Annotated in this window: 26 protein-coding genes and 1 pseudogene; 8 read left to right on the forward strand and 19 right to left on the reverse strand. The window is 73.7% G+C overall.

Annotation, left to right across the window (positions count from 1 at the left end; genetic code table 11):
• Positions 1-31: 31 nt before the first annotated feature.
• Both ACWEFJ_RS01530 and ACWEFJ_RS01535 read left to right on the forward strand, forming a co-directional pair.
• A complete protein-coding gene (locus ACWEFJ_RS01530; RefSeq protein ID WP_378088833.1) occupies positions 32-613 on the forward strand; it encodes an RsiG family protein in 582 nt (193 codons plus the stop codon).
• 46 nt (positions 614-659) lie between these two features.
• Positions 660-1,856 (forward strand): MFS transporter, encoded by a 1,197-nt coding sequence (locus tag ACWEFJ_RS01535; RefSeq protein ID WP_449712577.1) that lies wholly within the window; start codon positions 660-662, stop codon positions 1,854-1,856.
• Here the strand turns inward: ACWEFJ_RS01535 and ACWEFJ_RS01540 are convergent.
• Positions 1,809-2,690 carry a hypothetical protein gene (locus tag ACWEFJ_RS01540; RefSeq protein ID WP_449712578.1) on the reverse strand — a complete coding sequence of 294 codons (882 nt, stop codon included), beginning with the start codon at positions 2,688-2,690 and terminating at the stop codon, positions 1,809-1,811. The two genes, ACWEFJ_RS01535 and ACWEFJ_RS01540, sit on opposite strands and share 48 nt — an antisense overlap.
• 162 nt (positions 2,691-2,852) lie before the next feature.
• Here ACWEFJ_RS01540 and ACWEFJ_RS01545 point away from each other — a divergent pair, with 162 nt between their 5' ends.
• Complete coding sequence (locus ACWEFJ_RS01545) at positions 2,853-3,038, forward strand: DUF3073 domain-containing protein (protein WP_378088827.1); 186 nt, start codon at positions 2,853-2,855, stop codon at positions 3,036-3,038.
• A gap of 75 nt (positions 3,039-3,113) precedes the next feature.
• Here ACWEFJ_RS01545 and ACWEFJ_RS01550 read toward each other — a convergent pair whose 3' ends face one another.
• Positions 3,114-4,178 carry an NADH:flavin oxidoreductase/NADH oxidase gene (locus ACWEFJ_RS01550; protein WP_449712579.1) on the reverse strand — a complete coding sequence of 355 codons (1,065 nt, stop codon included), beginning with the start codon at positions 4,176-4,178 and terminating at the stop codon, positions 3,114-3,116.
• Positions 4,179-4,522: 344 nt separating this feature from the next.
• Here ACWEFJ_RS01550 and ACWEFJ_RS01555 point away from each other — a divergent pair, with 344 nt between their 5' ends.
• On the forward strand, positions 4,523-5,209 hold the full coding sequence (locus tag ACWEFJ_RS01555) for a Crp/Fnr family transcriptional regulator (RefSeq protein WP_378088824.1): 687 nt from the start codon (positions 4,523-4,525) through the stop codon (positions 5,207-5,209).
• 106 nt (positions 5,210-5,315) lie between these two features.
• The gene (locus ACWEFJ_RS01560) at positions 5,316-6,152 is read left to right on the forward strand and encodes a hypothetical protein (protein WP_449712580.1); all 837 of its coding nucleotides are present in this window, start codon (positions 5,316-5,318) and stop codon (positions 6,150-6,152) included.
• Between the two features lie 13 nt (positions 6,153-6,165).
• On the opposite strand, the gene iolD is transcribed toward ACWEFJ_RS01560, so the two are convergent.
• The 9 genes and pseudogenes from iolD to ACWEFJ_RS01605 form a co-directional block, all read right to left on the reverse strand.
• Entirely contained in the window at positions 6,166-8,013 is a 1,848-nt protein-coding gene (gene iolD, locus ACWEFJ_RS01565; protein ID WP_449712581.1) for a 3D-(3,5/4)-trihydroxycyclohexane-1,2-dione acylhydrolase (decyclizing), read from the reverse strand.
• Positions 8,010-8,885: a 5-deoxy-glucuronate isomerase gene (gene iolB, locus ACWEFJ_RS01570; RefSeq protein WP_378088818.1), complete on the reverse strand. Its 876-nt coding sequence runs from the start codon at positions 8,883-8,885 to the stop codon at positions 8,010-8,012. Before iolB ends, iolD begins: the two co-directional genes overlap by 4 nt.
• Before the next feature lie 882 nt (positions 8,886-9,767).
• Positions 9,768-10,697: a 5-dehydro-2-deoxygluconokinase gene (gene iolC / locus ACWEFJ_RS01575; RefSeq protein WP_449712582.1), complete on the reverse strand. Its 930-nt coding sequence runs from the start codon at positions 10,695-10,697 to the stop codon at positions 9,768-9,770.
• Entirely contained in the window at positions 10,694-11,488 is a 795-nt protein-coding gene (locus tag ACWEFJ_RS01580; RefSeq protein WP_449712583.1) for an ATP-binding cassette domain-containing protein, read from the reverse strand. The genes iolC and ACWEFJ_RS01580 overlap by 4 nt, the downstream gene beginning before the upstream one ends.
• Positions 11,485-12,525: an ABC transporter permease gene (locus tag ACWEFJ_RS01585; protein ID WP_449712640.1), complete on the reverse strand. Its 1,041-nt coding sequence runs from the start codon at positions 12,523-12,525 to the stop codon at positions 11,485-11,487. Before ACWEFJ_RS01585 ends, ACWEFJ_RS01580 begins: the two co-directional genes overlap by 4 nt.
• A 20-nt stretch (positions 12,526-12,545) precedes the next feature.
• The gene (locus tag ACWEFJ_RS01590) at positions 12,546-13,550 is read right to left on the reverse strand and encodes a sugar ABC transporter substrate-binding protein (RefSeq protein WP_449712584.1); all 1,005 of its coding nucleotides are present in this window, start codon (positions 13,548-13,550) and stop codon (positions 12,546-12,548) included.
• Positions 13,551-13,569: 19 nt separating this feature from the next.
• Positions 13,570-14,430 (reverse strand): TIM barrel protein, encoded by an 861-nt coding sequence (locus ACWEFJ_RS01595; protein WP_449712585.1) that lies wholly within the window; start codon positions 14,428-14,430, stop codon positions 13,570-13,572.
• Positions 14,427-15,098 carry a Gfo/Idh/MocA family protein gene (locus tag ACWEFJ_RS01600; RefSeq protein ID WP_449712641.1) on the reverse strand — a complete coding sequence of 224 codons (672 nt, stop codon included), beginning with the start codon at positions 15,096-15,098 and terminating at the stop codon, positions 14,427-14,429. The genes ACWEFJ_RS01595 and ACWEFJ_RS01600 overlap by 4 nt, the downstream gene beginning before the upstream one ends.
• A pseudogene (locus ACWEFJ_RS01605) lies at positions 15,090-15,458 on the reverse strand (Gfo/Idh/MocA family protein); the annotation flags it as partial. The gene ACWEFJ_RS01600 and the pseudogene ACWEFJ_RS01605, both read right to left, overlap by 9 nt.
• A 121-nt stretch (positions 15,459-15,579) precedes the next feature.
• Between ACWEFJ_RS01605 and ACWEFJ_RS01610 the strand changes: the two are divergent.
• On the forward strand, positions 15,580-16,584 hold the full coding sequence (locus ACWEFJ_RS01610) for a LacI family DNA-binding transcriptional regulator (RefSeq protein ID WP_449712586.1): 1,005 nt from the start codon (positions 15,580-15,582) through the stop codon (positions 16,582-16,584).
• Positions 16,585-16,638: 54 nt separating this feature from the next.
• Here ACWEFJ_RS01610 and ACWEFJ_RS01615 read toward each other — a convergent pair whose 3' ends face one another.
• Genes ACWEFJ_RS01615 through ACWEFJ_RS01625 form a run of 3 tightly spaced genes read right to left on the reverse strand, consistent with a single transcriptional unit; the run spans position 16,639 to position 19,689 of the window.
• Positions 16,639-18,171, reverse strand: a complete 1,533-nt coding sequence (locus ACWEFJ_RS01615; RefSeq protein ID WP_378088807.1) for a tripartite tricarboxylate transporter permease — start codon at positions 18,169-18,171, stop codon at positions 16,639-16,641.
• 1 nt (position 18,172) lies between these two features.
• Positions 18,173-18,712 carry a tripartite tricarboxylate transporter TctB family protein gene (locus tag ACWEFJ_RS01620; protein WP_378088805.1) on the reverse strand — a complete coding sequence of 180 codons (540 nt, stop codon included), beginning with the start codon at positions 18,710-18,712 and terminating at the stop codon, positions 18,173-18,175.
• The gene (locus ACWEFJ_RS01625) at positions 18,709-19,689 is read right to left on the reverse strand and encodes a Bug family tripartite tricarboxylate transporter substrate binding protein (RefSeq protein ID WP_378088802.1); all 981 of its coding nucleotides are present in this window, start codon (positions 19,687-19,689) and stop codon (positions 18,709-18,711) included. The genes ACWEFJ_RS01620 and ACWEFJ_RS01625 overlap by 4 nt, the downstream gene beginning before the upstream one ends.
• A 112-nt stretch (positions 19,690-19,801) precedes the next feature.
• On the opposite strand from ACWEFJ_RS01625, the gene ACWEFJ_RS01630 reads away from it, so the two are divergent.
• Complete coding sequence (locus ACWEFJ_RS01630) at positions 19,802-21,349, forward strand: sensor histidine kinase (protein ID WP_378088800.1); 1,548 nt, start codon at positions 19,802-19,804, stop codon at positions 21,347-21,349.
• Complete coding sequence (locus ACWEFJ_RS01635; RefSeq protein WP_378088798.1) at positions 21,346-22,008, forward strand: response regulator; 663 nt, start codon at positions 21,346-21,348, stop codon at positions 22,006-22,008. Before ACWEFJ_RS01630 ends, ACWEFJ_RS01635 begins: the two co-directional genes overlap by 4 nt.
• Here the strand turns inward: ACWEFJ_RS01635 and ACWEFJ_RS01640 are convergent.
• From ACWEFJ_RS01640 to purM, 5 genes are all read right to left on the reverse strand, one after another.
• Complete coding sequence (locus ACWEFJ_RS01640; protein WP_378088796.1) at positions 21,990-22,646, reverse strand: class I SAM-dependent DNA methyltransferase; 657 nt, start codon at positions 22,644-22,646, stop codon at positions 21,990-21,992. The two genes, ACWEFJ_RS01635 and ACWEFJ_RS01640, sit on opposite strands and share 19 nt — an antisense overlap.
• 11 nt (positions 22,647-22,657) lie before the next feature.
• Positions 22,658-23,086 carry an alternative ribosome rescue aminoacyl-tRNA hydrolase ArfB gene (gene arfB / locus ACWEFJ_RS01645; RefSeq protein WP_378088794.1) on the reverse strand — a complete coding sequence of 143 codons (429 nt, stop codon included), beginning with the start codon at positions 23,084-23,086 and terminating at the stop codon, positions 22,658-22,660.
• Between the two features lie 9 nt (positions 23,087-23,095).
• Positions 23,096-23,848, reverse strand: coding sequence for a hypothetical protein (locus tag ACWEFJ_RS01650; RefSeq protein WP_449712587.1), 753 nt, complete (start codon positions 23,846-23,848; stop codon positions 23,096-23,098).
• Complete coding sequence (locus tag ACWEFJ_RS01655; protein WP_378088790.1) at positions 23,845-24,336, reverse strand: SigE family RNA polymerase sigma factor; 492 nt, start codon at positions 24,334-24,336, stop codon at positions 23,845-23,847. The genes ACWEFJ_RS01650 and ACWEFJ_RS01655 overlap by 4 nt, the downstream gene beginning before the upstream one ends.
• A 63-nt stretch (positions 24,337-24,399) precedes the next feature.
• Complete coding sequence (gene purM / locus ACWEFJ_RS01660) at positions 24,400-25,461, reverse strand: phosphoribosylformylglycinamidine cyclo-ligase (RefSeq protein ID WP_449712642.1); 1,062 nt, start codon at positions 25,459-25,461, stop codon at positions 24,400-24,402.
• Between the last annotated feature and the right edge of the window lie 38 nt (positions 25,462-25,499).

Genomic DNA, 25,499 nt, shown 5'->3' on the forward strand with positions numbered 1-25,499 from the left:
GGGTGGACACGAACTACCTCAGGATGAGTACGTGATCGAGGTGCGTCCCGGCGGACGCCGCCGTATCGACCGGGTGCTCGCCCCCGACTACGCCGAGGGGGTCGAGCGGCTGTCGCTCGCCGAGGTGCGGGCGTTGCGCGACGAGGCGGCGCAGGAGGAGACGGACCTGTCGTACCTGCGCAGACTGCTGCACGCGCGGATCGACATCGTGCGGGCCGAGCAGGAGCGGCGGACGTCGGGCGGGTCGGCCGTGGTGGACCAGCTCGCGACGATCCTGGCGTCGAACGCCGTGGGCCCGGCCACTGGTCTCGGTCGGTACCAGACGCAGGAGCCGTCCCGGGCCGAGGCGCACCGGCGGCACGTGGAGGCGCTGGTCTCCGACGTGGACCTGTCGGACGTGAGCGCGCTGTCGGACGACAAGCTCGACCTGGCGCTGCGGGTGTTCGTCGGCGAGGAGTCGTCGGTCTCGGCCCGCAGGCGCGAGGTGCAGGCCGTGGTCGACCTGCTCAACGCCGAGATCGCCGGCCGGTACCAGAGCGGCAGCGCCTCGGTGGACGAGCTGCTGGCCGCCGAGCGCGGCTGGCCGACCAACCCCGGGCGTTCCAAGGAATAGGATCACAGTCCCACTTGGTGAGCCGGCCGCCTAACGTGGCCGGTTGATGGCACAACAACGGTCCGCCTCGCCCGCTTACCGCTGGGTGGTGCTCGCGGTCGGCGCGGTCGCGCAGGGCACCAACGCCGCGGTGTTCCTCGGCCTCCCGGCGATCACGCCGCAGCTGCGCGACCACTTCGGGCTGTCCCTCCCGCAGGTCGGGATGCTGCTCGGCGCGGTCAACCTCGGCACCATGCTCACGCTCGTCCCCTGGGGCGCGGCGGCCGACCGGCGCGGCGAGCGGCTGGTCATGGCCGTCGGCGGGTTCGGCGCGGCCGGGTGCCTCGCGCTGGCCGCGCTCGACGGGCCGGTGGTGGCCGGGCTGGCGCTGGTCGGCGTGGGCCTGTTCGGGGCGAGCGTGAACGCGGCCAGCGGCCGCGCGGTGCTGACCTGGTTCCCCGCCGAACGCCGCGGCTTCGCCATGGGCCTGCGGCAGACCGCGACCCCGCTCGGCGCGGCCCTGGCGGCCGCCGTGCTGCCGGTCGTCGCGCTGGGCGCCGGGGTGCCGGTGGCGTTCCTCGCGCTGGCGGGCCTCACCGGGTTCGTCGCGGTCGCGGTGGCGTTGTGGATCAGGGAGCCGCCGTGGGCCGTGCGGTCCGGTCGGGGGCGGCACGGGGTCGTGCTCAAGGACCCGGACCTGGTCCGGCTCAGCACGGCCAGCGGCCTGCTCGTCGTCCCCCAGTTCACCGCCGCCGCGCTCGTGGTCGAGCTGCTGCACGAGCACCGCGGCGTGGCCGTGGGGGCCGCCGCGGCGCTGTTCGCCGCGTCCCAGGTGGCGGGCGGCGCGGGCCGGCTCGTCGTCGGCGTGTGGTCGGACCGGTCGGCCACCCGGGTCGGGCCGCTGAAGGTGCTGAGCGTGCTGATCGCGGCGGGGTTCGCGCTGTGCGCGGCCGTCGTCGAGGCGCCGGTCTGGCTCCTGGCCGCGCTGCTCGTGCCGACGACCGCGCTCGCCCTGTGCTGGAACGGGGTGGCGATCACCGCCGCGGGCGAGCTGGCGCCGCCGGGGCGGACCGGGATCGCGCTCGGCATGCAGAACACGGCCAACTACCTCAGCGCCACCGTGACGCCGCCGCTGGCCGGGTGGGTGGCGGTGACCGCCGGGTGGCCCGCCGCCCTGCTGCTGGCCGCCGCGGCGGCCGTGGCGGCCCGCGTGCTGCTAGCCGTGCCGTTCGCGGCGCGCCAGCTCGCCCCAGAACTCCCGTAGGCGCTCGTAGCGGAGGGCGACCTCCTCGGCGTCGCCGGTCTCCAGCGCGTCCACGATCGCGTTCACGTCCGTCGCCGAGGTGTCCTCCAGCAGGTCCCGGTCGTCGATGAGCTGCACCAGGCCGCCGTAGTCCAGCTCGACCGCCGAGTCCGACGCGAAGTGGTCGAGCCACCGCCCGGTGTCCGCGAGCACCTTGGCCGGACCGCCCTCGCCGAGGGACCCGGCCACCACGCGGTGCGCCCGCACGATCCGCGCCCGGGCGTCCGACATGGACACCCGCCACGACACCTGGCGCTCCGGGTCGTCGCGGGGCGCCAGCACGATCCGCCGCGCCTCCGGCTCGACCAGGGCGAACCACGGCAGCGGCACGGTCCACGTGGTCGAGATGACGTGCACCGCCCCGCCGGTCAGCTCGGCCATCACCGCCGACGCCCGCGCCCGGATCGCCTCGGGCTCGACCGCCACGGCCTCCTCGCGCAGCGGGCCGGTGGCCGTGGCCAGGAAGCCCACCAGCGCGGCGGCCGAGCGGGCGCGCAGGTCGAGCGGGCAGACCAGGGGTCCCGGGCCGACCTCGCCCGGCACCTCGGCGGGGCTGATGGTCATCACGTCGAACGGCGCGTCGGGGGCGACGCTGCCGTCCGACCGCTCACCGGGCAGGAGGCGGCGCGGCCGGGCGAGCTGTGATCGCAGCCACAGCTCCCGCTCGCGCTCGCCGACGTCCGCACGGCTCAGCGCCCCGCTCTCCAGGGCTTTCCGCACCTGATCCGCCAACGGTGCGTCAAGAGCCGACAGCGGTTCGTACACCCTGAGGTAGGCGACGAACGGTCGAGGCACCCGCGCATCCTCCCACGGTGAGATTTGGCGGTACGTGTCACGCCTACCGCGTCGCGGGGAACCCCTTCGACACGGTACGGTAGTTACCAGGAACTAGTTGTCGAGACGAGTGGGGCCGCCGTTCCCCCGGCCGCCCCCGTCCCTGTGCGAGGGGGTCGAGCCATGGGGCGCGGCCGAGCGAAGGCCAAGCAGACCAAGGTGGCGCGGGAGCTCAAATACAGCTCTCACAACATCGACGTCGACGCCTTGCAACGCGAGCTGTCCGGCGGCGAGTCCGCTGGTGGTCGCCGAAGCGAAGACCGCTTCGACGACCCGTCGGACGACGATTACGACGACTACCGTCGCTGACACAACACCAACACCCGCTGCTGAGGTTGGGCTGCCGGTTTTCCAGGCCGGCAGCCCAACCTTTGCGGCGGGGCCCTAGAACGCCCTGGCGTACTGCCTCGGCGGGTCGACCTGCACCCCGAGCTGGGCTGCCGCGTGCAGCGGCCAGTACGGGTCGCGCAGGAACTCCCGGCCGAGCAGCACCAGGTCGGCCGAGCCGTCGGCGAGGACCTGTTCGGCCTGCCGGGCGTCGGTGATCATGCCGACCGCCCCCGTGGGCACGTCCGCCTTGCGCCGCACGGTCTCGGCGAACGGCACCTGGTAGCCGGGGCCGGTCGGGATGTCCGCCGTGGGCACGTTGCCTCCGGTGGACACGTCGACCGCGTCGGCGCCCAGGGCCGCGAGGTCGCGTGCCAGCACGACGCTGTCCTCCGCGGTCCAGCCGCCCTCGACCCAGTCGGTGGCGGAGATGCGCACGAACACCGGCACGGCCTCGCCCACGGCGTCCCGGACGGCGGCGGTGACCTCGCGCACCAGCCTGGTCCGGTTCTCCAGGGAGCCGCCGTACCCGTCGGTGCGGTGGTTGCTGAGCGGGGACAGGAACTCGTGCAGGAGGTAGCCGTGCGCGGCGTGGACCTCGACCACCCGGAAGCCGGCGGCCACCGCGCGCCGGGCCGCCGCGGCGAAGTCCGCGACCACCCCCGCGATGCCCTCGGCGTCCAGCTCGGCCGGCACCCGGTAGGTCGGGTCGAACGCCTCGGCGCTCGGCGCGACGGGCGTCCAGCCGCCGTCCGCGTCCGCGACCCCACCGCGGCGGGACGCGAACGGCGCGTAGGTCGAGCCCTTGCGACCGGCGTGGGCGAGCTGCACCCCGGCCACGGCGCCGTGCGCGTGGACGAAGTCCACGACCGGGCGCCACGAGTCGATGTGCGCGTCGTCCCACAGGCCGGTGTCCTCGGGCGAGATGCGGCCCACCGCCTGCACCGCGGTCGCCTCGGTGAACACCAGGCCCGCGCCGCCGACCGCGCGCGAGCCGAGGTGCACGAGATGCCACTCGTTCGGGTGGCCGTCCCGGGCCGAGTACTGGCACATGGGGCTGACCGCGATGCGGTTGGGCAGCGTGACGGTGCGGAGGGTCAGCGGGCTGAAGAGCAGGCTCACGGGTGGCTCCTGGATGCGTTCCGGCACTGCGACGGCCCTGCGGCGCGTCATCCGGTCCAAGTCCGCCCGATCGGCCCCTTGTTCCCCGGTGTGGCGGCCGTCCCACCTCGCGGGAGCTGCGCAATTCCATTCGATTCGGTATTGCGCGTGCATTCGCACGTGATCATCAATCACGGGAGCCGGGCAAAACGCCGAACAGAAGAGCGCCAGTTACGCCCATTCGGGTGTACTGTCCGCAGCACGTTCGGGGAGACCATCACTTGCCGCCCGTCGCAGGTCGGCCCATTGGAAGTCCCGCCGGTCACGACAGTAACAGGATCCACATGCTGCCCATGCCGACCACGATGACACAGGATCCAGGGTGGCCCAGCAACAGCCTCCTGGGCCGCCTCCGAGACAACACCCGACAAGAACTGCTGAACATCGGCACGGTCGTGCGGTACACGGCCGACCGCGAGGTCATCGAGCAGGACGCGAAGGACACTCATGTCCTACTGCTGCTCGACGGCGTGGTCAAGGTGCAGACCACGGACGAGACCGGAGACACCGCCCTGCTCGCGATCCGGGTCGCGGGCGACCTGGTCGGCGAGATGGCCGCGCTCGACCAGAAACCGCGCTCGGCCACCGTCGTGACCTGCGGCGACGTGGTCGCGAAGCTGATCACCAGCGGTGAGCTGATGAGCTTCCTGCACCGGCGCAACGACGTGTTCGTCGAATTGATAGGGATGATCAACGACCGGCTGCGCTGGGCCAACCAGCGCAGGCGGGATTTCCTGTCCCACCCGGCCGCCGAACGGGTCGCCCGGGTGCTGGCCGAATTGGTGCAGACCTACGGGCGCGAAGAGGCCCACGGGTGGACGCTCGGAATTCCGCTGACGAAGGTGGAACTCGCCTCGATCGCCGGCATGAAGCCCAGGACGGCCGAGAAGGCGTTCTCCGATCTGCGAAAAGCGGGGGTGGTGGTGAGTCACCTGAGGCGTGACGTGCTGGTGCCGGACCTGGAGGGGCTGCGCAAATTCGCGGGCTTCTGAGCCCGAGACCGCACATCTGCGGTATTCCCGCCGATGCAGTAGTCCACAGTGACTCTGCGCAGTCGTGTGTCCGCAGTGCGTCAGCACCCGTCGAAAGGCCGAACCGATGAGCTTCCAGCGCAGCCTGCTGGTGTGTTGTGACCTGAAGAGCTACGGGTCGGCGGACGACCTGCTCCAACGCGAGCTCCAGGAGCTGCTGGTGCGCAGCCTGGACCGGGCGGGGCAGGCCGCCGGCCTGGACCGCTCGCAGTGGCGGCGGCAGGCCAAGGGCGACGAGGAGTGGGCCGTGCTGCCGGTCGCGACGCCGGAGGGCGACGTCGTGGACCGGTACGTGCGGGCGCTGGACGCCGAGCTGGCCGCCACCAACCGGTACCGGGTGCCGGAGGCCAGGCTCCGGATGCGGATGGCGATCCACTTCGGCGCCACGGTCGAGGGCGCGAACGGCTACCCCGGCCAGGACGCGGTGCTGGTCAGCAGGCTGCTCGACAGCGCGGCCGCGCACGCCGCGCTGGAGCAGTCGTCGGCCGACCTGGTGGTGGTGCTGTCCGACACGCTGTTCACGTCGCTGGTCGCGGCCGGGTACACCACGCTGCGGGCGGAGGACTTCCGGCGCGTGGACGTGCGGGTGAAGACCTTCCACGGCCACGGGTGGATGTGGCTGCCGAGCGGGAACGTGCACGACCTGGTCCTGGAGGACGTCGCGCCCGACGCCCGGGCCGGCGCGGTCGCGGACGCGGCGGACCCGGTGTCGCCGGTGGTCGGGCTGCCTTCGTCGGTGAACCAGAGCGCGGTGGCCACCGGCGGGTCCACGGTGATCCAGGCCGGGCGCGACGCGCACGTGCCGACCCAGAAGGCGGACGTGATCCAGAACTTCGACCGCAACGACCAGCGGGGGTCGCACTTCGGCCCGGTCTACCGCAGGGACGGCGACGAGAGGCCGTGAGGAATTCTCCCGATCACCGGTAGCGAATTTGTTTCGCTTTTCCGGCGGTCGCGTCCGCGCGCGCGGCGGTGATTTCCGCGCGGTGCGCGACCTCCGGCACACCGACCTCCCACCACGCGCCCGCCTCGGTCCACGCGGACGGGTGAGTGCGGATCACGACCACGGCCGGGCGGCGTTGCGCCCGCGCCACCTCCCGGGCCGCGAGGTAGGCGTCGCGGAGCCCGTCGAGGTCGTCCACCGGGAACGCGGCGCAGCCCATCGCGGCGGCGTGCGCGGCGAAGTCGGTGCGCGGCGGTCGGTCGTGCGCGGTGCGGACGTCGGCGTAGAGGTTGTTGAAGCCCGCGCCGCCGTGACCGGTCTGGAGGCGGTGGATCACCGCGTACCCGTCGTTGTCGCAGACCACGGCCACGAAACCGTGCCCGGCGAACGCGGCCGAGAACAGCTCCGAGTTGAGCATCAGGTACGAGCCGTCGCCCACGAGGGTGGTCACCACGCCGTCGGGGCGGGCGATCGCCGCGCCCCACGCGCCGGCCAGCTCGTAGCCCATGCACGAGAAGCCGTACTCGACGTCCATGGTCGCCTCGCCGATCGCGCGCCAGCCGCCGATCAGCTCGCCGGGCAGGCCGCCGGACGCCGTCATGACGTAGTCCTCGGGCGTGGACAGGTCGTTCACCACGCCGACGACCTGCGCGTACGTCGGCGTGCCGCCGGGGGCGCGCAGGCCGTCGACGTACGCGTCCCACTTGCCCCGCTCCTCCGCCGCCCGCGCGGCCCAGGCCGGGTCGGCCCGCCAGGGGCCGAGCGCGTCGGTCAGCTCGCGCAGGCCCTCGTCCGCGTCGGCGACCAGGGACAACGCGCCGTGCTTCACCGCGTCGAACCGGGCGGTGTTGAGCGAGACGATCCGGGCGTCGGGCGCGAACACCGTCCACGAGGCCGTGGTGAAGTCCTGCAGGCGGGTGCCGGCGGCCAGGACGACGTCGGCCTGCTCGGCGAGGGCGTTGGCCGAGGCGGAGCCGGTGATGCCGAGCGGTCCGGCGTGCAGCGGGTGGTCGTGCGGGACCAGGGTGCGGCCCGCGGTGGTCTCGGCGATCGGGACGGCGTGCCGCTCGGCGAAGCGGATCGCGCGGCCCGCGGCGCGGGAGTACCGGACCCCGCCGCCGAGGACCAGCAGCGGCCGGCGTGCCCGGCGGAGGGTGTCGGCGGCGTCGGCCAGGGCCCTCGTGTCGGGGCGCGGGCGGTGCGGGTGGTGGACGACCGGGTCGAACAGCGCGTCCGGGAAGTCGAACGACTCGGCCTGCACGTCCTGCGGCAGGGCGAGCACCGCGGGGCCGCAGTCCGCCGGGTCGGTGAGCACGCGGGCGACCTGGGGCAGGGCGTTGAGGAGCTGCTCGGGGCGGGTGATCCGGTCGAAGTAGCGGCTGACCGGGCGGAACGCGTCGTTGACCGTGGTCGTCGGGTCGCCGAAGTGCTCGACCTGCTGGAGCACCGGGTCGGGCGCGCGGCTGGTGAACGTGTCGCCGGGCAGCAGGAGGAGCGGCAGGCGGTTGGCGTGGGCGACGCCGGCGGCGGTGACCATGTTCAGCGCGCCGGGGCCGATCGAGGAGGTGGCGACGCCGACCTGGCGGCGGTGCGTGGCCTTGGCGAGGCCGACCGCGGCCAGCGCCATGCCCTGCTCGTTGTGGCCGCGCCAGACGGGCAGGTGCGGCCGGGCCTCTTCGAGGGCGTTGCCGAGGCCGAGCACGTTGCCGTGGCCGAAGATGGCGAAGACGCCCGGGAACAGGGGCGCGGGGGCGCCGTCGGGCAGTTCGGTGCGTTGCGCGCGGAGCCAGCGGACCAGGGCCTGCGCGGTGGTGAGCCTCATCCCACCCGTCCTTCGGCGGTCGTGACCGGGCAGCGGGGGTCGGGTTCCCGGCCCGCCCACGTGTCCCGGACCCAGGTGTGCGCGGGGTCGTCGCAGAACGCCATGGAGCGTTGGGGGCCGGGGCCGGCCAGCACGTTCAGGTAGTACATGGGGTAGCCGGGGGCGGCGACGGACGGCCCGTGGTAGCCGCGGGGGACGAGGAAGACGTCGCCGTCGCGGACGAGGACGTGCTCGTCCCAGTCGTCGGTGTAGGTGCGGTGGAAGCCGAACCCTTCACGCGACGGGGTGATCCGGTCGCGGCCGGCGATGCGGAAGTAGTAGATCTCCTCGTTGACGACGTCGCAGGTGTGGTCGTGCTTGTGCGGCGGGTAGGAGGACCAGTTGCCGTCCGGGGTGATCAGCTCGCAGGCGATGAGCCGGTCGGCGTGGTCCCAGGCGCCGGGGACGCCGAAGTTCGTCACCTGGCGGGTGGCGTTGCCCGCGCCCCGGACCTCGACCGGCACGTCCTCGGCCGGGCCGTACCGGGGGGTGAGCCTGCGGTCGCAGCGGGCCATCGGGAGGGCCACCTCGACGCCGTCCCTGGTGGACAGGGTCGCGCGGGCGGCCTTGGGGAGGTAGGCGAAGTCCGTGACCCGGGTGAAGACCGACTCGCGCCCGTGCAACTCGAACCGCTCGCCGTCGACCTCGACCACGCAGCCGCCGGAGAGGGGGAGCACGAACGCCTCGTAATCACCGGTCTCGATCGTGGTCACTCCACCGGGGTGCAACAGGATCACCCGTAGCCCGGCGTAATCCCATCCGGCGGTCTCGGCGGTGAGCTCGACGGCGTTCTCGCCGACCGACAGCGTGCCCAACGGCCGGTGCAGGCTCATCCCACCACTCCCTCGCACATTCTCGCCCGTTTCGTCCCGTTTTGCGCGTGTAGTCGCTCGGCCATCCGATCCCCTCGACCAGGTGAACGCCCACGCCAACGCCATCCCGGGCCGAGCCGCCACGCCGCCCGCGCGCACCGACCCGACGGCGTCGCCCCCGGACACGAGCGCACCGGCCGCGTCCCGCGTGGACGGCAGCAGCTCGACCATCGCCACCAGCCCGCGGCCAGCCGACGCCGACGTCCATTGCGCCGCTCTCCGGCGCGCCCCGGTTGGGCAGCAGCCGGGCATGTCGTCGGCGGGCCCGGTACGCGCCCCGGGCCGAGCACGCGACCCAGGCTGAGCATGCGACCCAGGCTGAGCACGTATCCCGAGCCGAGCACACACCCCGGGCTGAGCCCGCGGCGTAGGCCCAGCTCGCGCGGTAGGCGCGGCGGATGGCGGTTGGGGCGGGGTGCGTCCGGTGCGCGGCAGGGCCGTCCACTGGTCGTCGGTGATCACCTCGGGCCTCCGTCCGGGGTCGCCGGGGAGGGTGTGGGGATGGTCGGGGACGGCCACGGCGTCGGTGCCGGCGGGGCGTCGGTGCGGGCGCGGGCGTGGGTGCGGATGGGGGTTGAGGCGGGTCGGGGTTAAGGCGGGCGGGGTGTTGGGTGGACGGGCCGGCCGGGTGGGTGGGCAGGTCGGGTGGGCAGGTCGGGTGGGCAGGTCGGGGGTGATGGCGCAGGGGTGGTGGTTGTCGGGCGCTCGGTCCTCGTTTTAACCGAGGATCGGTAACGGTGTTTCCGTACACTTTCCGGCCAGGTTCACCCCATCGTGTTGCCGGTGGCACCGGGGTTGGTCGATCTTGGCACGGGGTGGTGGTGGCCGCCCGTCGAAGGGTTTTCACAGGTGGGCCTCGATCTCGCGTGCGGTCGGCATGGCGTCGGCGCACGCCAGGCGGCCCGCCACCAGGGCGCCGGCCACGTTGGCGTAGCGGGCGATCCGCTCCGGTTCCCAGCCCGACAGCAGGCCGTGGGCGAGGGCGCCGCCGAACGCGTCGCCGGCGCCCAACCCGCAGACGACCTCCACCCGGTGCGGCGGGATGGTCCACCTCCCCGACGCGGTGGCGAACAGGACCCCGTCGCCGCCCTTCTTCACCACGGCCAGCGACACCCCGCGCGCCAGCAGCCGGGTGGCGGCCTCGTCCGGGTCGGCCGTGCCGACCGCCACCTCGACCTCGGCCCGGTTGCCGACCGCCACCGTGACGTGGTCGAGCATCCAGCCGATCTCGCGCCGCGCGGTCGGGACGTCGGGCCAGAACACCGGCCGGTGGTCGAGGTCCAGGACGGTGTGCGGGCGGCGGGCCCGGTGTCGGAGGATTTCCCGTTGGGTCTCCCGGGCGGGTGATGCCGAGACGCCCGTCCCGGTCACCCACAGCAGTGGCACGTCGGCCACCACGTCCCACGGCACGTCGTCCGGGGTGAGCGCCAGGTCGGGCGCGAGGGGTGACCGGTAGAACAGCAGCGGTGGGTCCTCGGGTGGGTCCAGGGCGCAGAACACGACCGGGGTTTGCAGGTCGGGGGCGGTGCCGACGAACGACGACGACACGCCGAACGACTCCAGCGCGGACCGGACGTAGGGGCCGAAGGCGTCCGGGCCGACCTTGGTGAGCACGGCGGCCGTGCGGCCGAGGCGGGCGGTGGCCACGGCCACGTTGGTGGCGGTGCCGCCGAGGGACTTGGCGAACGTCCGCACCCGCGCCAGCGGCACGCCGCTCTGCTCCGGGTAGAGGTCCACCCCGACGCGCCCGACGGTCAGCACCTCGACGGTCATCGGTCCACCCCGCGCAGTTCGTGCGCCAGCGCCTCCAGCTCGGCCCCGCCGGCCATCTGCCGGGTCAGCTCGTCGATGCCGATCTCCGACTTCTCGTGCGCGCCGAGCACGTGTCCGCGCTTGAGCAGCAGGAACCGGTCGCCGACGGGGTAGGCGTGGTGCGGGTTGTGGGTGATGAGGACGACTCCCAACCCCCGGTCTCGGGCGCGGGCGACGTAGCGCAGGACCACCCCGGCCTGCTTGACGCCGAGGGCGGCGGTGGGCTCGTCCAGGATCAGCACCTTGGCGCCGAAGTGCACGGCGCGGGCGATGGCGACGGACTGCCGTTCGCCGCCGGACAGGGTGCCCACGGGTTGTTCGACGTCGCGCAGGTCGATGCCCATGTCGGCCAGGGCCGTGCGGGTCACCTCCCGCGCCCGCCGCCGGTCGAGGAAGCGGAGCGGGCCGAACCCGGTGGTCGGTTCGGACCCGAGGAAGAAGTTGCGCCACACGCTCATCAGCGGCACGACGGCGAGGTCCTGGTGGACGGTGGCGATGCCCCGGTCGAGGGCTTCGCGGGGCGAGGCGAAGCGGACCGGGACGCCGTCGACCAGGTAGTCGCCGGTGTCGTGCCGGTGGACGCCGGCCAGCACCTTGATGAGCGTGGACTTGCCCGCGCCGTTGTCGCCGAGCACGCAGGTGACCTCGCCGGCGTTGACGACGGTGGACACGTCGCGCAGCGCGATCACGGTGCCGTAGGTCTTGCCGAGCCCGCGGACCTCGAGCAGCGGGCGTCGCTCCGACGGGCTCATCGCCGCACCCTCTCCGCCCTTCGTCGCAGGGCGTTGTTGACGAGCACGGCGGCCAGCAGCATCACGCCGAGGAAGAGCTGGAACCAGTCGGAGTCCCAGTTGGCGTAGACGATGCCCTGCCGGGCCATGCCGAAGATCAGCGCGCCGATCGCCGCGCCGACGGCGGAGCCGAACCCGCCGGTGAGCAGGCAGCCGCCGATGACGGCGGCGATGATGAACTGGAACTCCAGCCCGATGCCCTGGTTGGCCTGCACGCTGGTGAACCGCAGGATGGTGGTCGACCCGACGAGCCAGGCGGCGCCGGCGGTGGTCGTGAACAGCAGCACCTTGGTGCGGGCGACGGGCACGCCGACGGCCCGCGCCGCCGTGGCCGACCCGCCGACGGCGAAGATCCAGTTCCCGAACCGCGTGCGCAGCAGCACGACCGACGCGACGACCGTGACCGCGACCCACCACGCGATCGAGACGGGGAAGGCGGTGCCGCCGAGGGTGAACGTCGAGGCGAACACGAACCCGGCGGAGGCGTAGCCGTCGGCGGAGCGCATGCCGGACACCTGCACGGTCCCGGTGACGAGTCGCGTGACGCCGAGGTTCAGGCCCTGGAGGGCGAGGAACGTCCCGAGCGTCACGATGAAGCTGGGCAGCCCGGTGCGCAGCACCAGCCACCCGTTGAGCGCGCCGACGGCGAGCGCGAACGCCAGGGACGCGAGCAGCGCGAGCCAGACGTTCCAGCCGAGCCGGGTGGCGAGGATCGCCGTGACGAGCGCGGTGGAGGCGGTCATCACGCCGGCGGACAGGTCGAACTCGCCGCCGATCATGAGCAGCGCCACCGCGACGGCGGCGATGCCGAGGGTGGACGCGTCGTCCAGCCAGGTCGCGACGCCGCCCGCGCTGAGGAACTGCCCGGTGGTGGCCGAGAAGAACGCGAAGACGAGCACCGCGCCGAGGAGCGCGCCGATCTCGGGGCGGAGCAGGAGCCGGTCGAGCGGCCGGGCTCGGCCGACGCGCTCGTCGGGCGGGTCGGGGACGTCCGTCAGCGGGGTCACCGGCGTCCTCCTCAGCGGGTGCCGCGTTCGGCGTGCTCGGCGACCTCGTCCACGTTGGACCGGTCGACGAAGCCGGGTCCGGTGAGGACGGGCCGGCCGCCGCCCACGGTGTTGGCGTTGTCGCGGTAGAGCTTGATCATCACGATGGGGAGGTAGCCCTGTTCGTACTGCTGCTGGTCGACGGCGAACAGCACGTCGCCCGCCTTGATCGCGGTGGTGACGTCGGCGTTGAGGTCGAAGGTGGCGACCGCCGCCTGCGACGACGCGCCCTTGACGGCGTTCACGGACGACATCGCGACCTGCGGGTTGAGGGCGAGCACCGCGTCGACGGACGGGTCGGTCTGGAGCGCGCCCTTGATGCGGGACTCCGCGTCGGTGGGGTTGTTGATGTCGACCTGGAGGTTGGCGACGGCGCCGCCGAAGCCGGTGCGGGCGCCGTCGCAGCGCTGGTTGAGGCCGACGTTGCCGGCTTCGTGGATGACGCACAGCAGCTTGGTCTTCCCCGCGTCCTTGAGCCGGCGCCCGGCCTGTTCGCCGGCGATGCCCTCCTCCTGGCCGACGTGCGCGAGCGCGCCGAAGGCCGCGCTCTTGTCGGAGCCGGAGTTGATGGTGACGACGGGGATGCCGGCCTTGACCGCGTTCTGGACGGAGGTCCGGAGCGCGTCGGGGTTGGCCATCGAGACGACGATGCCGCCGACCTGTTGGGAGACGGCGTTGTCGATCAGCGTGGACTGGCGGCCGGGGTCGCCGTCGGAGTGGTAGTCGACGGTGACGCCGAGTTGTTCGCCGGCGGCGGTGGCGCCGTTCTTGACCACGTTCCAGAACGCGTCGCCCGCGGTGCCGTGGGTGACGACGGCGACGCGGAGCCGGCCGGAGGGTGCCTGGTCGGCGGTGTTCCGGTCGGCGGCGGCGCCGGTGCCCGTGGCGTTCTCCGCGCCGGGTCCGCTGCACGCGGCCAGCAGCGCGAGCGCGGTCAGGGCGAGTCCCGCGCGCAGGGTCGTTCGAGTGGACGTCATCGTCTCTCCTCGCTGGGGGTCAGGCGGTGAGCCGGCCGAGGTGCGCGAGGCCGGCCGCGGTGTCGCGCGCGGGGCCGTCGGGCGGGTCGTCGTCGCCGAGGACGGTGTCCTGCTCCAGGACGTGCCAGCCGGTGTAGCCGGTGTCCCGGAGGAGCGCCACGAGGCCCGCCACGTCGACGTCGCCTTCGCCCAGCGGCACGTACATGCGTCGTCGGACGGCGGCCGCGTAGCCGAGTTCGCCGGCGCGGACGGTGGCCGCGATGTCGGCGCGGACGTCCTTGAGGTGCACGTGGCCGATGCGCCCGGGGTGGCGGCGGGCCAGGTCGACCGGGTCCGTGCCGCCGATGAGGAGGTGGCCGGTGTCGAGGCAGAGGTCGAGGTCGGAGTCGGCGAGGAAGCGCTCGACCTCGGCGGCGCGTTCGACGTGCGTGCCGACGTGGGGGTGCAGGGCGGTGCGCAGGCCGTGGTCGGCGGCGCGGTCGCGGACGGCGGCGGCGGTGTGGACGAGGGTGCGCCACTCGTCGTCGGTGAGGGCGGGGCGTTCGTCGTAGCCGTCGAGGCCGGTGGCGGCGGCCAGCACGAGGACTTCCGCGCCGGCGGCGGCGAGCAGGGCGGCGACGCGGTCGGCTTCGGCGGCGGTGGCCCGCACGTCGGTGTGCAGGGGCACGGCGAGGAAGCCGCCGACGAGCGCGAGGCCGTGCCCGTCGAGCAGGCGGCGCAGGGCGGAGGGGTCGGCGGGCAGGTAGCCGGGCGGGCCGAGTTCCGTGGCGGTCAGGCCGAGGGCGGCCATCTCGGCGAGCACGGTTCCCGGGTCGAGCACCCGGCCCCAGCCGGGCACCTCGCTGACCCCCCACGAGATGGGCGCGCCGGCGATCTTCACGCGGTCACCTCCGGGTCGATCCGGACGGGGGCGCCGGAGCGGCGCGACCGCTCGCACGCCTCGGCGAGCCGGAGGCTGGTCAGGCTCTCCCGCGCGGGCGACGGGTTCGCCGCGGCGCCGGCGACGACCTGGGTGAACACGGCCATCTCGTTGAGGTAGGCGCGGTGGAAGCGCTCCGGGAAGCCGGGGTAGGCGTCGGCGGCGGCCTTCGGGCCCTCGGGCTCCAGGGACGTCAGCGGCGTGCGCGGGTCGAGGCCGACGGCGAGGGAGTCGCGGCTGCCCAGCACCTCGATGCGGTGGTCGTAGCCGAGGGGGTCGTGCCGGCCGCCGGCGAGGGTGGCGTGCGCGCCGCCCGCGAACTTGAGCAGCACCACGGCGTTGTCCACGTCGTCGGCGTCCGCGAACGCCCGGTCGACCAGCACCGATCCCGACGCGTACACCTCGACCACCGGCTGACCGACCAGCCACGGCACCGCGTCCAGGTCGTGGATCAGCAGGTCGCGGAAGATCCCGCCGGACCGGGGCAGGTAGGCGGGGTCGGGCGGTTCGGCGTCGTTGCCGAGCGCGCGGACCAGGTACACGTCGCCGACGTCGCCCGCGCGGACGCGCCGGTGCAGCTCGGACACGGCGGGGTCGAAGCGGCGCTGGAACCCGACGAGCACCTCCACGCCGGACGCCTCGACCTCGGCGACCAGGGCGCGCATCTCGTCCAGGTGACTCGCGATCGGCTTCTCGCACAGCGTCGGCACGCCCGCCGCGATCGTCGCGCGCAGCAGCGCGGGGTGCGTGGTGGTGGGGGTGGCGAGCAGGACGCCGTCACTGCGGGTGAGCAACGTGTCGAGGTCGGGCACGCTCCTGGTGCCGGGGAGCGCGGCGGACGCGGCCTCCGCGCGGCCGGGCTCCGGGTCGAACAGCAGCACCTCGTCGACCTCGTCGAGGCTCGCCAGGTTGGTCGCGTGCATGGAACCGATTCGCCCGACTCCGGCCACTCCGATGCGCATGCCGCTGGTCTCCGTCCTGGTAGAGGCGTTCTGGCGGTAGAGCGCTCTATTCGTTGGAGCGCTCCAATGCTGTAACGTCCGTCACACGGGTGTCAAGGGCACGCTCCCCGCCCGGGCCGTCCGCCCGGCGGTCACAGGAGGCACACCGGTGGTCAGACCCACGATGGACGACGTCGCGGCCCGGGCCGGCGTGTCCCGCGCGCTGGTGTCGCTGGTCATGCGGGGGTCACCGAGGGTGAGCGAGCAGCGGCGGGCGGCCGTGCTGCGGGCGGCCGAGGAGCTGGGGTACTCGCCGCACGCCATGGCGCGGTCGCTGGCCAGCCGCACGTCCCACGTGCTCGGCGTGATGGTGTCGGACCTGCACAACGCGTTCTTCGCCGAGGTCGTGGACGGGCTCGACGCGGTGGCGACCGAGCAGGGGTTCGACCTGATCCTCAATACCGGCGGGCGGCGGCCGGCGCGGGAGCGGCGGGCGTTGCGCAGCCTGCTGTCGTTCCGGCCGGCGGGCCTGGCCCTGCTGTCGCCGGTGGTGCCGAGCGCGGACATCGCGCGGGCGGCGGAGCAGACGTCGGTGGTGCTGGTGGGGCGGTCGTCCCGGCTGGCCGGCGTGGACACCGTGAACGACGACGGCGAGCGCGGCCTCGCGCTCGCGGTCGAGCACCTGGTGTCGTTGGGGCACCAGCGGATCGCGCACCTCGACGGCGGCGGCGGCTCGCAGGCCGCGCCGCGGCGGCGCGGGTACCTCGCCGCGATGGCGTCCCACGGGCTCGCGCCGCGCGTGGTGGCCAGCGAGTACACCGACGCGGCCGGCGCGCGGGCGGTGCGGGGCCTGCTGGACGGGGGCGACCTGCCGAGCGCGATCGTCTCGTGCAACGACTTCAACGCGGTCGGGGCGATCTCCGCGCTGGAGGAGGCGGGGTTCCGGGTGCCGGCGGACGTCTCCGTGGTCGGGTACGACAACACCTCGCTGGCCGCCCTCCGGCACGTGTCGCTGACCACGATCGACCAGCCGCGCAACGAGTTCGGCCGGCTCGCCGCCGAGGCCCTGCTGCAACGGGTGCGGGGCGAGCGCGCCGAGCCCGTGCGGCGCCTGCTGCGCCCGTCCCTGGTCGTCCGCTCGACCACCGCGCCACCCGGCGCCGGACGGGCGTGAGCGCCCCGGCCCGCCCACCCCGGCGGTGGGAGCCCGCCGGGGTGACGCGGCGGCCTAGGCGTCCACCTTCGGCCGTTCCGGGTGGTCCGCCGGCTCGGCGGGCGGGGCGGGCCGGCGGACGGCGCGGCGGATCAGCGGCCACGCCAGCAGCACCACCACGACGCCGTACACGACCAGGGCGAACGGGGTGTTGACCAGGCCCGTCAGGGAGCCGTCCGACAGTTGCAGCGCCCGCCGCATCTGCTGTTCGGCGGCCGGGCCGAGGATCACGCCGATGATCGCCGGCAGCACCGGCAGCCCGTAGCGGCGCATCACGAAGCCGAGCACGCCGATCACGAACATCACCAGCAGGTCGAACACGTCGGCGTTCACCGCGTACGCGCCGACGCCGGCGAAGAACAGGATGCCCGCGTACAGGTACGGCCGGGGGATGCGCAGCAGCCTCGCCCACACCGGCGCGAGCGGCAGGTTCAGCACCAGCAGCAGGCACAGGCCGATGAACAGCGACGCGATCAGGCCCCACACCAGCGCCGACTCGCGTTCGAACAGCAGCGGCCCCGGCTGGATGCCGTACTGCTGGAACGCCGCCAGCATCACCGCGGCCACCGCCGTCGTCGGCAGGCCCAGCGTCAGCATCGACACCAGCGTGCCCGCGGCGGACGCGCTGGCCGTCGCCTCCGGCCCGGCCACGCCCTCGATCGCGCCCTTGCCGAACTCGTCGCGGTGCCGGGACAGCCGCTTCTCGGTCACGTACGACAGGAACGTCGGGATCTCCGCGCCGCCCGCCGGGATGGCGCCGAACGGGAACCCGATCACCGGGCCGCGCAGCCACGGCTTCCACGACCGCCGCAGGTCCTCCCGGCCGAGGAACGCGCGGCCGACCGGGATCGGGCGCGCGGGCTTGCGCCGCAGGTGGGCGGCCACCCACAGCGACTCGCCGACCGCGAACAGGGCCACCGCGACCACGACCACGTCGATGCCGTCCGCGAGGTGCAGCGAGCCGAACGTGAGCCGCTGCTGGCCGGTCATCTCGTCCAGCCCGACCAGGCCGATGGCCAACCCGATGAGCAGCGACGCGAACCCGCGCACGCGGGACGCGCCGAGCACGGACGTGACCGCGACGAACGCCAGCACCATGATCGCGAAGAAGTCCGGCGCGCCGATGTCCACGGCGAACTTCGCCACCGTCGGCGCGAGCAGCACCAGCAGCACGGTGCCGATCGTGCCGCCGACGAAGTGCCCGATGGCCGCCGCGGCCAGCGCCTGCGAGCCGCGCCCCTTCCGGGCCATCGGGTTGCCGTCGATGGCCGCGACCACCGCCGCGCTCTCGCCCGGCGTGTTGAGCAGGATGGACGTGGTGGAGCCGCCGAACATGCCGCCGTAGTAGATGCCGGCGAACATGATGAACGCCCCGGTCGGCTCCAGGCCGTAGGTGACGGGCAGCAGCAGCGCCACCGCCATCGCCGGGCCGATGCCCGGCAGCACGCCGATCGCCGTGCCCAGCAGCACGCCCAGCGCGGCCAGCGCGAGGTGCGTCGGGGTCAGCGCGGTCGCGAACCCCTCGAGCAGGTTGTTGAACGAGTCCACGTCAGAACATCCCCACCAGCGGACCACCCGGCAGCGGCACGCCGAGGAGGTTGTTGAACAACAGGAACGTCACCACCGACAGACCGGCGGCGAGCAGCGGGTCGCGGACGAAGTTCCGGCTGCCCAGCGCGTAGGCCGCGCCCCAGAACAGGACCGCGCCGGAGATCGGGAAGCCGACCACGCCGATCAGCGCCGCGTTCGCCAGGAACGCGCCGCACAGCAGCAGCACGGTCCGCCAGTCCGCGGGCGCGGAGAGGTCCACGTCCTCGCCGCCCTCGGCCTCGCCCCGGCCGCCGCGCAGCACGTCCCGCGCGAGCAGCGCGGCGACCACGACCAGCCCGACGCCGACCACGACCGGCACCGCCTTCGGCCCCACCGGGCCGCGCTGCGCGAAGTCGGTGTGGATCCGGATCGCGTCGACCAGGACCAGCACGCCCAGCGCGACCAGCACTGCGGACACGCCGAGCTCCGACCGCTCCCGCAGCCACGCCCGGCTCCAGGGCTTGTTCACCGCCTTGTGCACGCCCAACCCTCCACTCATGCCAACCCCAGGTCCTTGAGGACGGTCGCCACCCGGTCGTTCTCGGCGCGCAGGAACCGGCCGAACTCGTCACCGGGCGCGAACGCGTCGGTCCAGCCGTTGCGCGCCAGCGCCTCCCGCCACTGCGGGGTGCCGTGCAGGTCGCTGAACAGGTCCACCAGCCGGGCCCGGTCGGCGTCGGAGATCCCCGGCGGCGCGACCACGCCGCGCCAGTTGTTGAACTCGACGTCCACCCCGGACTCGCGCAGCGTCGGCGCGTCCACACCCGACAGCCGCGACCCGCTCGTCACCGCCAGCACCCGGATCTGCCCGGCCTCGATCTGGTCCCGGTACTCGCCGACGCCCGACACGCCGAACGCGACCTTCCCGCCCAGCACCGACGCCAGCAGCTCGCCGCCGCCGTCGAACGGGATGTAGTTGACGTGCCGCGGGTCCAGCCCGACCGCCTTGGCGATCAGCATCGGGGCGAGGTGGTCCGGCCCGCCGGGCGACGAGCCGCCGCCGACCGTCACCGCGCCCGGGTTCGCCTTCCACGCCGCGACGAGGTCGGCCAGCGTCCGGTACGGCGAGTCCTTGCCGACCACGACGATGTCCGGCTCCTCGATCAGCTTCGCGATCGGCGTGGTGTCCAGCAGCGACGACGGCGCCTTGTTGGTGTAGACGCTGCCGACCACGCCCAGGCCCATCGACATGACGAGCTTGCCGTTGCCGCGCTCGCTGACCGTCCGGCCGAGACCGACCGTGCCGCCCGCGCCCGGCAGGTTGAACACCTCGGTGTTGCGGATCAGCTCCGCGTCCTCCATCGCCTTCGCGGCGGTGCGCGCCGTGACGTCGTAGCCGCCGCCCGGCGCGTTCGGCACCAGCACGCGCAGGCTCCGCAACGACGACGACGTGTCCGCGCCGGACGTCAGCAACGGCGGCACGAGGACGACGACCGCCAACGCGCCGACGACCGCGAGCCAGTTCCTGATCCGCACTGTGATCCCCGCCTCTCTTCCGCGTGGTTGGACATGTTGCACTCGTGTAAACAGGGAAGTCCCGCTTGCGCGCCTAAGGGTTCTTTTGTTCTTTCTGGTCACGGAGGTGCCGATGGGGACGCGTGGATCGCTGGCCCGTCAGCTGCTCGCGTGGCAACTCGTCGTGGTCGTCGCGTTGCTGGGCGCGGTCGGCGTGCTGTCCGTCGTCCAGGCGGGCAACAACTTCCGCACGACCGAGGGACGCCGGATGTTGTCCGTGGCCGAGGACGTCGCCGCGACCGCGGGCGTCCGGGCGTCGTTGGCCGACCCGCTGCGGCACTACGCGCTCGCGCCGTTCGCGGAGAGCGCCCGCAGCCTGTCCGGCGCCAGCTACGTGATCATCACCGGCCCGGACCGCAAGGTCCTGACCTCGCCGGACCCCGGCCAGGTCGGCGAGGTGCTCGACCTCGGCGGCAGCACGGCGTTGGCGGGCCGGTCGTGGGTCGGCGAGGTGGGCGGCGCGACCGTGGCGCACGTGCCGGTGATCGGCGACGACGGCGAGGTGGTCGGCCTGGTCGCCGCGGGGACGCAGGCGCCGGGCTTCTGGGACGGTGTGCTGGACTCCCCGGACAACGCGCTGCGGCTGCTCGGCGTGGCGCTGGTCATCGGCGTCACCGGGTCGCTGCTGCTCGCGCGGCGGGTCAAGAACCAGACGCTGGGCCTGGAGCCGCACGAGATCACCGCGCTGGTCGAGTACCGGGAGGCACTGCTGCACGGCATCAAGGAGGGCGTCGTCGCGCTCGACCCGCAGCACCGGATCACGCTGGTCAACGACCACGCCCGCGACCTGCTGGCGCTGCCGCCGGACGCGGTCGGCCGGTCGGTGGCCGACCTGGACCTGGACGACCGGCTGCGCGACGTGCTGACCGGCCGCGCGACCGGCGTGGACCAGCTCGCCCTGGCCGGTGGCCGCGTGCTCACCCTGAACCACATGCCGCTGGACGTGCACGGCGCCGTGGTCACCCTGCGCGACCGCACCGAGCTGACCGCGTTGCGCGACGAGCTGGACGCGAACCGGCACGCCACCGACACCCTGCGCGCGCAGGCGCACGAGTTCAGCAACCGCCTGCACACCATCGCCGGCCTGGTCGAGCTGGGCGAGTACGACGAGGTGCGCGGCTTCATCAGCCGCATCAACACCGCGCAGGGCGCGTGGCGCGCCGAGGTGGCCTCGAAGGTCGCCGACCCGGCGGTGGCGGCGCTGCTGGTGGCCAAGTCGAGCCTCGCCGCCGAGCGCGGCATCGGCCTGCGGATGGCGCCGGACAGCTCGCTCGGCGAGGTCGACGAGGCGCTGTCCACCGACCTCGTCACGGTGATCGGGAACCTGGTGGACAACGCGCTCGACGCGCTGTCGGAACGGGGGTGGGTCGAGGTGTCGGTGCGGTCGTCGCCCGACGAGGTCGTGGTCGTGGTGCGGGACTCGGGGCCGGGCGTGGCGGCGGGCCTGGCCGAGGAGGTGTTCCGGCACGGGTTCACCACCAAGGCCGCCGAACAGGGTCAGCGCGGGCTCGGCCTGGCGCTGATCCGGCAGGCGTGCCTGCGGCGCGGCGGGTCCGTGGGCGTGCGCAACGAGGACGGCGCGGTGTTCACCGCCCGGCTGCCCGTGGAGGTGCCGGTGTGATCAGGGTCCTGGTCGTGGACGACGACTTCATGGTCGCGAAGGTCCACAGCGGGTACGTCGCGCGCACGCCCGGCTTCGAGGTCGTCGGCGTCGCGCACACCGGCGCGGAGGCGTTGCGGCTGGTCCGGGAGCTGCGGCCGGACCTCGTGCTGCTGGACGTCTACCTGCCCGACGTGGACGGCCTGGCCGTGCTGCGGGAGCTGCGCGGCCTGGCGGACGACGTGGACGTCATCGTGATCACCGCGGCGACGGACGTGGACACGGTGCGCAGCGCGCTGCGCGGCGGGGTGCTGCACTACCTGATCAAGCCGTTCGAGTACGCCGCGCTGCGCGACCAGCTCGCCCACTTCGCCGCCCTCGACCGGCGGCTCGACCAGCTCGCCTCGGCCGGCCAGGCCGACGTGGACCAGGTGTTCGGCGCCCGGCCGCGCAGCGCGCCCGGTCTGCCGAAGGGCCTGACGGCCCAGACCGCGGCACTGGTGGAACGGGTGCTGCGGGACCGCCCCGTGACGGCCAGCGAGTGCGCGGACGCCACGGAGCTGGCCCGCGTGTCGGCCCGCCGGTACCTGGAGCACTTCGTCAGCACCGGCAAGGCCGAGGTGCGGCTCAAGTACGGCGGCACCGGGCGGCCCGAACGCCTCTACGTCTGGCTCGGCTGACCGCTCTTGCGCACGATCAGGTAGCCCTGCGGCGTCTTCTCCCACTGCGGGTCGACGGGTTCCCGCTCCACGCGGGTGTGCGGCTCGAACCCGGCCTCGGCGAGCTGCCCGAGCACCCGGTCGGGGTCCAGCCGGTACACGTCCAGCAGGATGTCGTGCCCGTAGCCCTGCTCGTGCCGGCGGACGGTGTCGCCCACCTGGAACGCCATCAGCAGCAGGCCGCCGGGCGCGAGGACGCGGTGGAACTCGGCGAACACCGCCGGGTGCTCCTCCCACGGCACGTGGATCACCGAGTACCAGGCCACCGCGCCGCCCAGCGCGCCGTCCGGCAGGTCCAGGTCGAGCATCGACCCCACCTCGAACCGCACGTCCGGGTGCTCGCGCCGGGCCACCGCGACCATCTCCGGCGACAGGTCGACCCCGAAGACGTCCACGCCCAGCCCTTTCAGGTGACCGGAGATCCGACCGGGGCCGCAACCGACGTCCGCCACCGGGCCGCTCACCAGCTCGGCGAACAACCCGAGCACCGCCCGGTCCGCCGGGCTGTCGGCGAGGAGGTCGCGCGCCAGGTCGGCGTAGCTGCGGGCGACGGTGTCGTAGGCGGTCCGGGTCATGGTCAGGAACTCGGGTTCGGTCACGCACCGGGACCCTAGTCCCAGCCGCCGCCCCGACGGCCCTCCTTCGTCCGGGCGCGGCGCTTCTTCTCCGCGATCCGGCGTTCCTTCGAGCCCTTGGTCGGCTTGGTCGGGCGGCGCACCGGCGGCGGCGCGGCCGCGGCGTCGCGCAGGATCCGGGCCAGCCGCTCGCGGGCCGCCTGGCGGTTCTGCAACTGCGCCCGGTGCTCGCTCGCCACGACCGTGAGCACACCGTCCACCAGGCGCTTCCCCAGCCGGTCGAGCATCCGGTCGCGCAGCCGGTCCGGCACGGACGGCGAGGACGCCAGGTCGAAGCTCAGCTCGACCCGGCTGTCCGCCGTGTTCACGCCCTGGCCGCCGGGGCCGGAGGAGCGGGAGAACCGCTCGCTCAACTCGGCCGCCGGCACCACCAGCGTCCTCGTCACGGTCAAGTCCTCGGCCACGCGTCCAGGTTAGAAGCCCAACCCCGCCGACGTCGCCAGCTTTAGCACCTCGCCGTAGTCCAGCGGCGCCGGACCGCCGCGCTCCTGACCGTCCAGGCGCGACCCCGCCGACAGCACGGTCACCGCCGACCCGTCGGGCTGCCGGACGACCAGCTCGATCACCTCGCCCGCCGGCAGCAACGGCCGGTGCAACCTGAAGTGCCGGCCGCCCTCGTCCCACTCCTCGCACCGCGTCTGGTCGATCAGGAGGCAGTCCTGCCCCGCCGTGCCCATGCGGATCATCACCGCCACCGAGCCGCGGCCGCGCGATGTCGTCACGTCGGTGTAGGAGAAGTAGGTCTGCGGCACGTCCTCCGGCACGACCAGCTCCAACGGCGGCCGGCCGTCGAGCGGCTTCGCCACCACGTCCGCGGGCAACGCCGCCCGCAACGCCGCCGTCAGCTCCGCCGCGCGCTCGGCGGTCACCGGCCTCGGCGGCGTCGACCCCGGCTCGTTCGGCAGCGGGAGAACGCCCAGCATGTGCACCGACGCGGACGGCGACGCGAACGGCGATGTGGACGAGCCGGCGACCGGCACGTCCCCCACCGGCCACAGCGCGACCGGCAGGACCACCGCCCCCGCCGCCACCAGCGCGACCGCGACCAGCGAGCCGCGCCGGAACGCGACCCGCCGCCTGCCCCTGGCGACGAGCGCCGCCTTGTCCACGGCCATCGGCGGCTCGTCCGCGACCGCGACGGCCAGAACCTGCTTGATGTCGGTCATCGCCGCTCCTCCAGGACGTCGTGCCCGAGAAGGTGGCGCAGCGCGGCCAAGCCCTTGGCCGCCTGGCTCTTCACGGTGCCTTCGGTGCGACCGAGGAGGCGCGCGGTCTCGGTGACGCTCAGGTCCTCCCAGTACCGCAGCACGACCACCGTGCGCTGGCCCGCCGGCAACGACGCCAGCGCGCGGCGCACGTCGAAGTCCGACCCGGCGCCGGCGACCGGCACGTCCGGCACCTCGTCCACGACCGTCTCCCGCCGCCGGAACGCGCGCCGCGAGTCGTCGATCGCCGCCCGGACCAGCACCTTCCGGGCGTAGGCGTCCACCGCGCCGTCCCGGCGGACCCGCGGCCAGGCGACGTACAGCTTCGTCAGCGCGGTCTGCACCAGGTCCTCGGCGCGGTGCCAGTCACCGCACAGCAGGTACGCGGTCCTGCGCATCACCAGCGCGCGGGCGTCGACGTACTCGCCGAACTCACGATCGCGATCCACTCGGGCACCCTCCTCGGTCGCCGCTTGGTACGGATCGGCGACCGGCGGAGGTTGCCCCGGTGACTAGAACCGCGGGTGGTCGCCCACCAGGACGGCGCCCGGCTCGTCCGAACGGACCACGTCGCCCAGCACCCACGCGGGCACGTGGCGGGCCGTGAGCACGGCCAGGGCGCGGTCCACGTCCTCGGGCGCGACCACCGCGACCATGCCGACGCCCATGTTGAACGTCTTCTCCATCTCGTCGCGCTCCACCCGGCCGCGCTGGGCGATCAGGGCGAACACCGGCGCGGGCGTCCACGTGCCGCGGTTCAGCTCGGCGCGCAGGCCCCGAGGCAGCACGCGGGCCAGGTTCGCCGCCAGGCCGCCGCCGGTGACGTGCGCGAACGTCCGCACCTCCGCCTCGGCGGCCAACGCCAGGCAGTCCTTGGCGTAGATGCGGGTCGGCTCCAGCATCTCCTCGCCGAGGGTGCGGCCGAACTCCTCGACGTGGCCCTCCAGCGGCATCCGGGCGATCTCCAGCAGCACGTGCCGCGCCAGGGAGTACCCGTTCGAGTGCAGGCCCGAGGAGCCCATGGCGATGACCACGTCACCCGCGCGCACCCGGTCCGGGCCGAGCATCGCGGACGCCTCGACCACGCCGACACCCGTGCCGGAGATGTCGTAGTCGTTCTCGCCCATCAGGCCCGGGTGCTCGGCGGTCTCACCGCCCAGCAACGCGCACCCCGCCAGCACGCAGCCCTCGGAGATACCCTTGACCAGCGCCGCGACCTTGTCCGGCACGACCCGGCCGACCGCGATGTAGTCCTGCAGGAACAACGGCTCCGCGCCGCACACCACCAGGTCGTCCACGACCATCGCGACCAGGTCGACGCCGATCGTGTCGTGCTTGTCCAACGCCTGCGCGACCGCGATCTTGGTGCCGACGCCGTCGGTCGAGGACGCGAGCACCGGCTCCTTCCAGCGGTCGAGCTTGAGCTGGAACAGGCCCGCGAAGCCGCCGATCCCGCCGAGCACCTCGGGACGCTGCGCCTTCGCCGCCCACGGCTTGAGCTTCTCCACCGCCTCGTCGCCGGCTTCGATGCTTACTCCAGCTGCGGCGTAGGTCGCCTTGGCGCTGTCCGTCACGTCTCTGTGCTCCACGATTTCGGGCATCCACATTCAGG

It is taken from the genome of Actinosynnema sp. NPDC004786 (genome assembly GCF_053601135.1).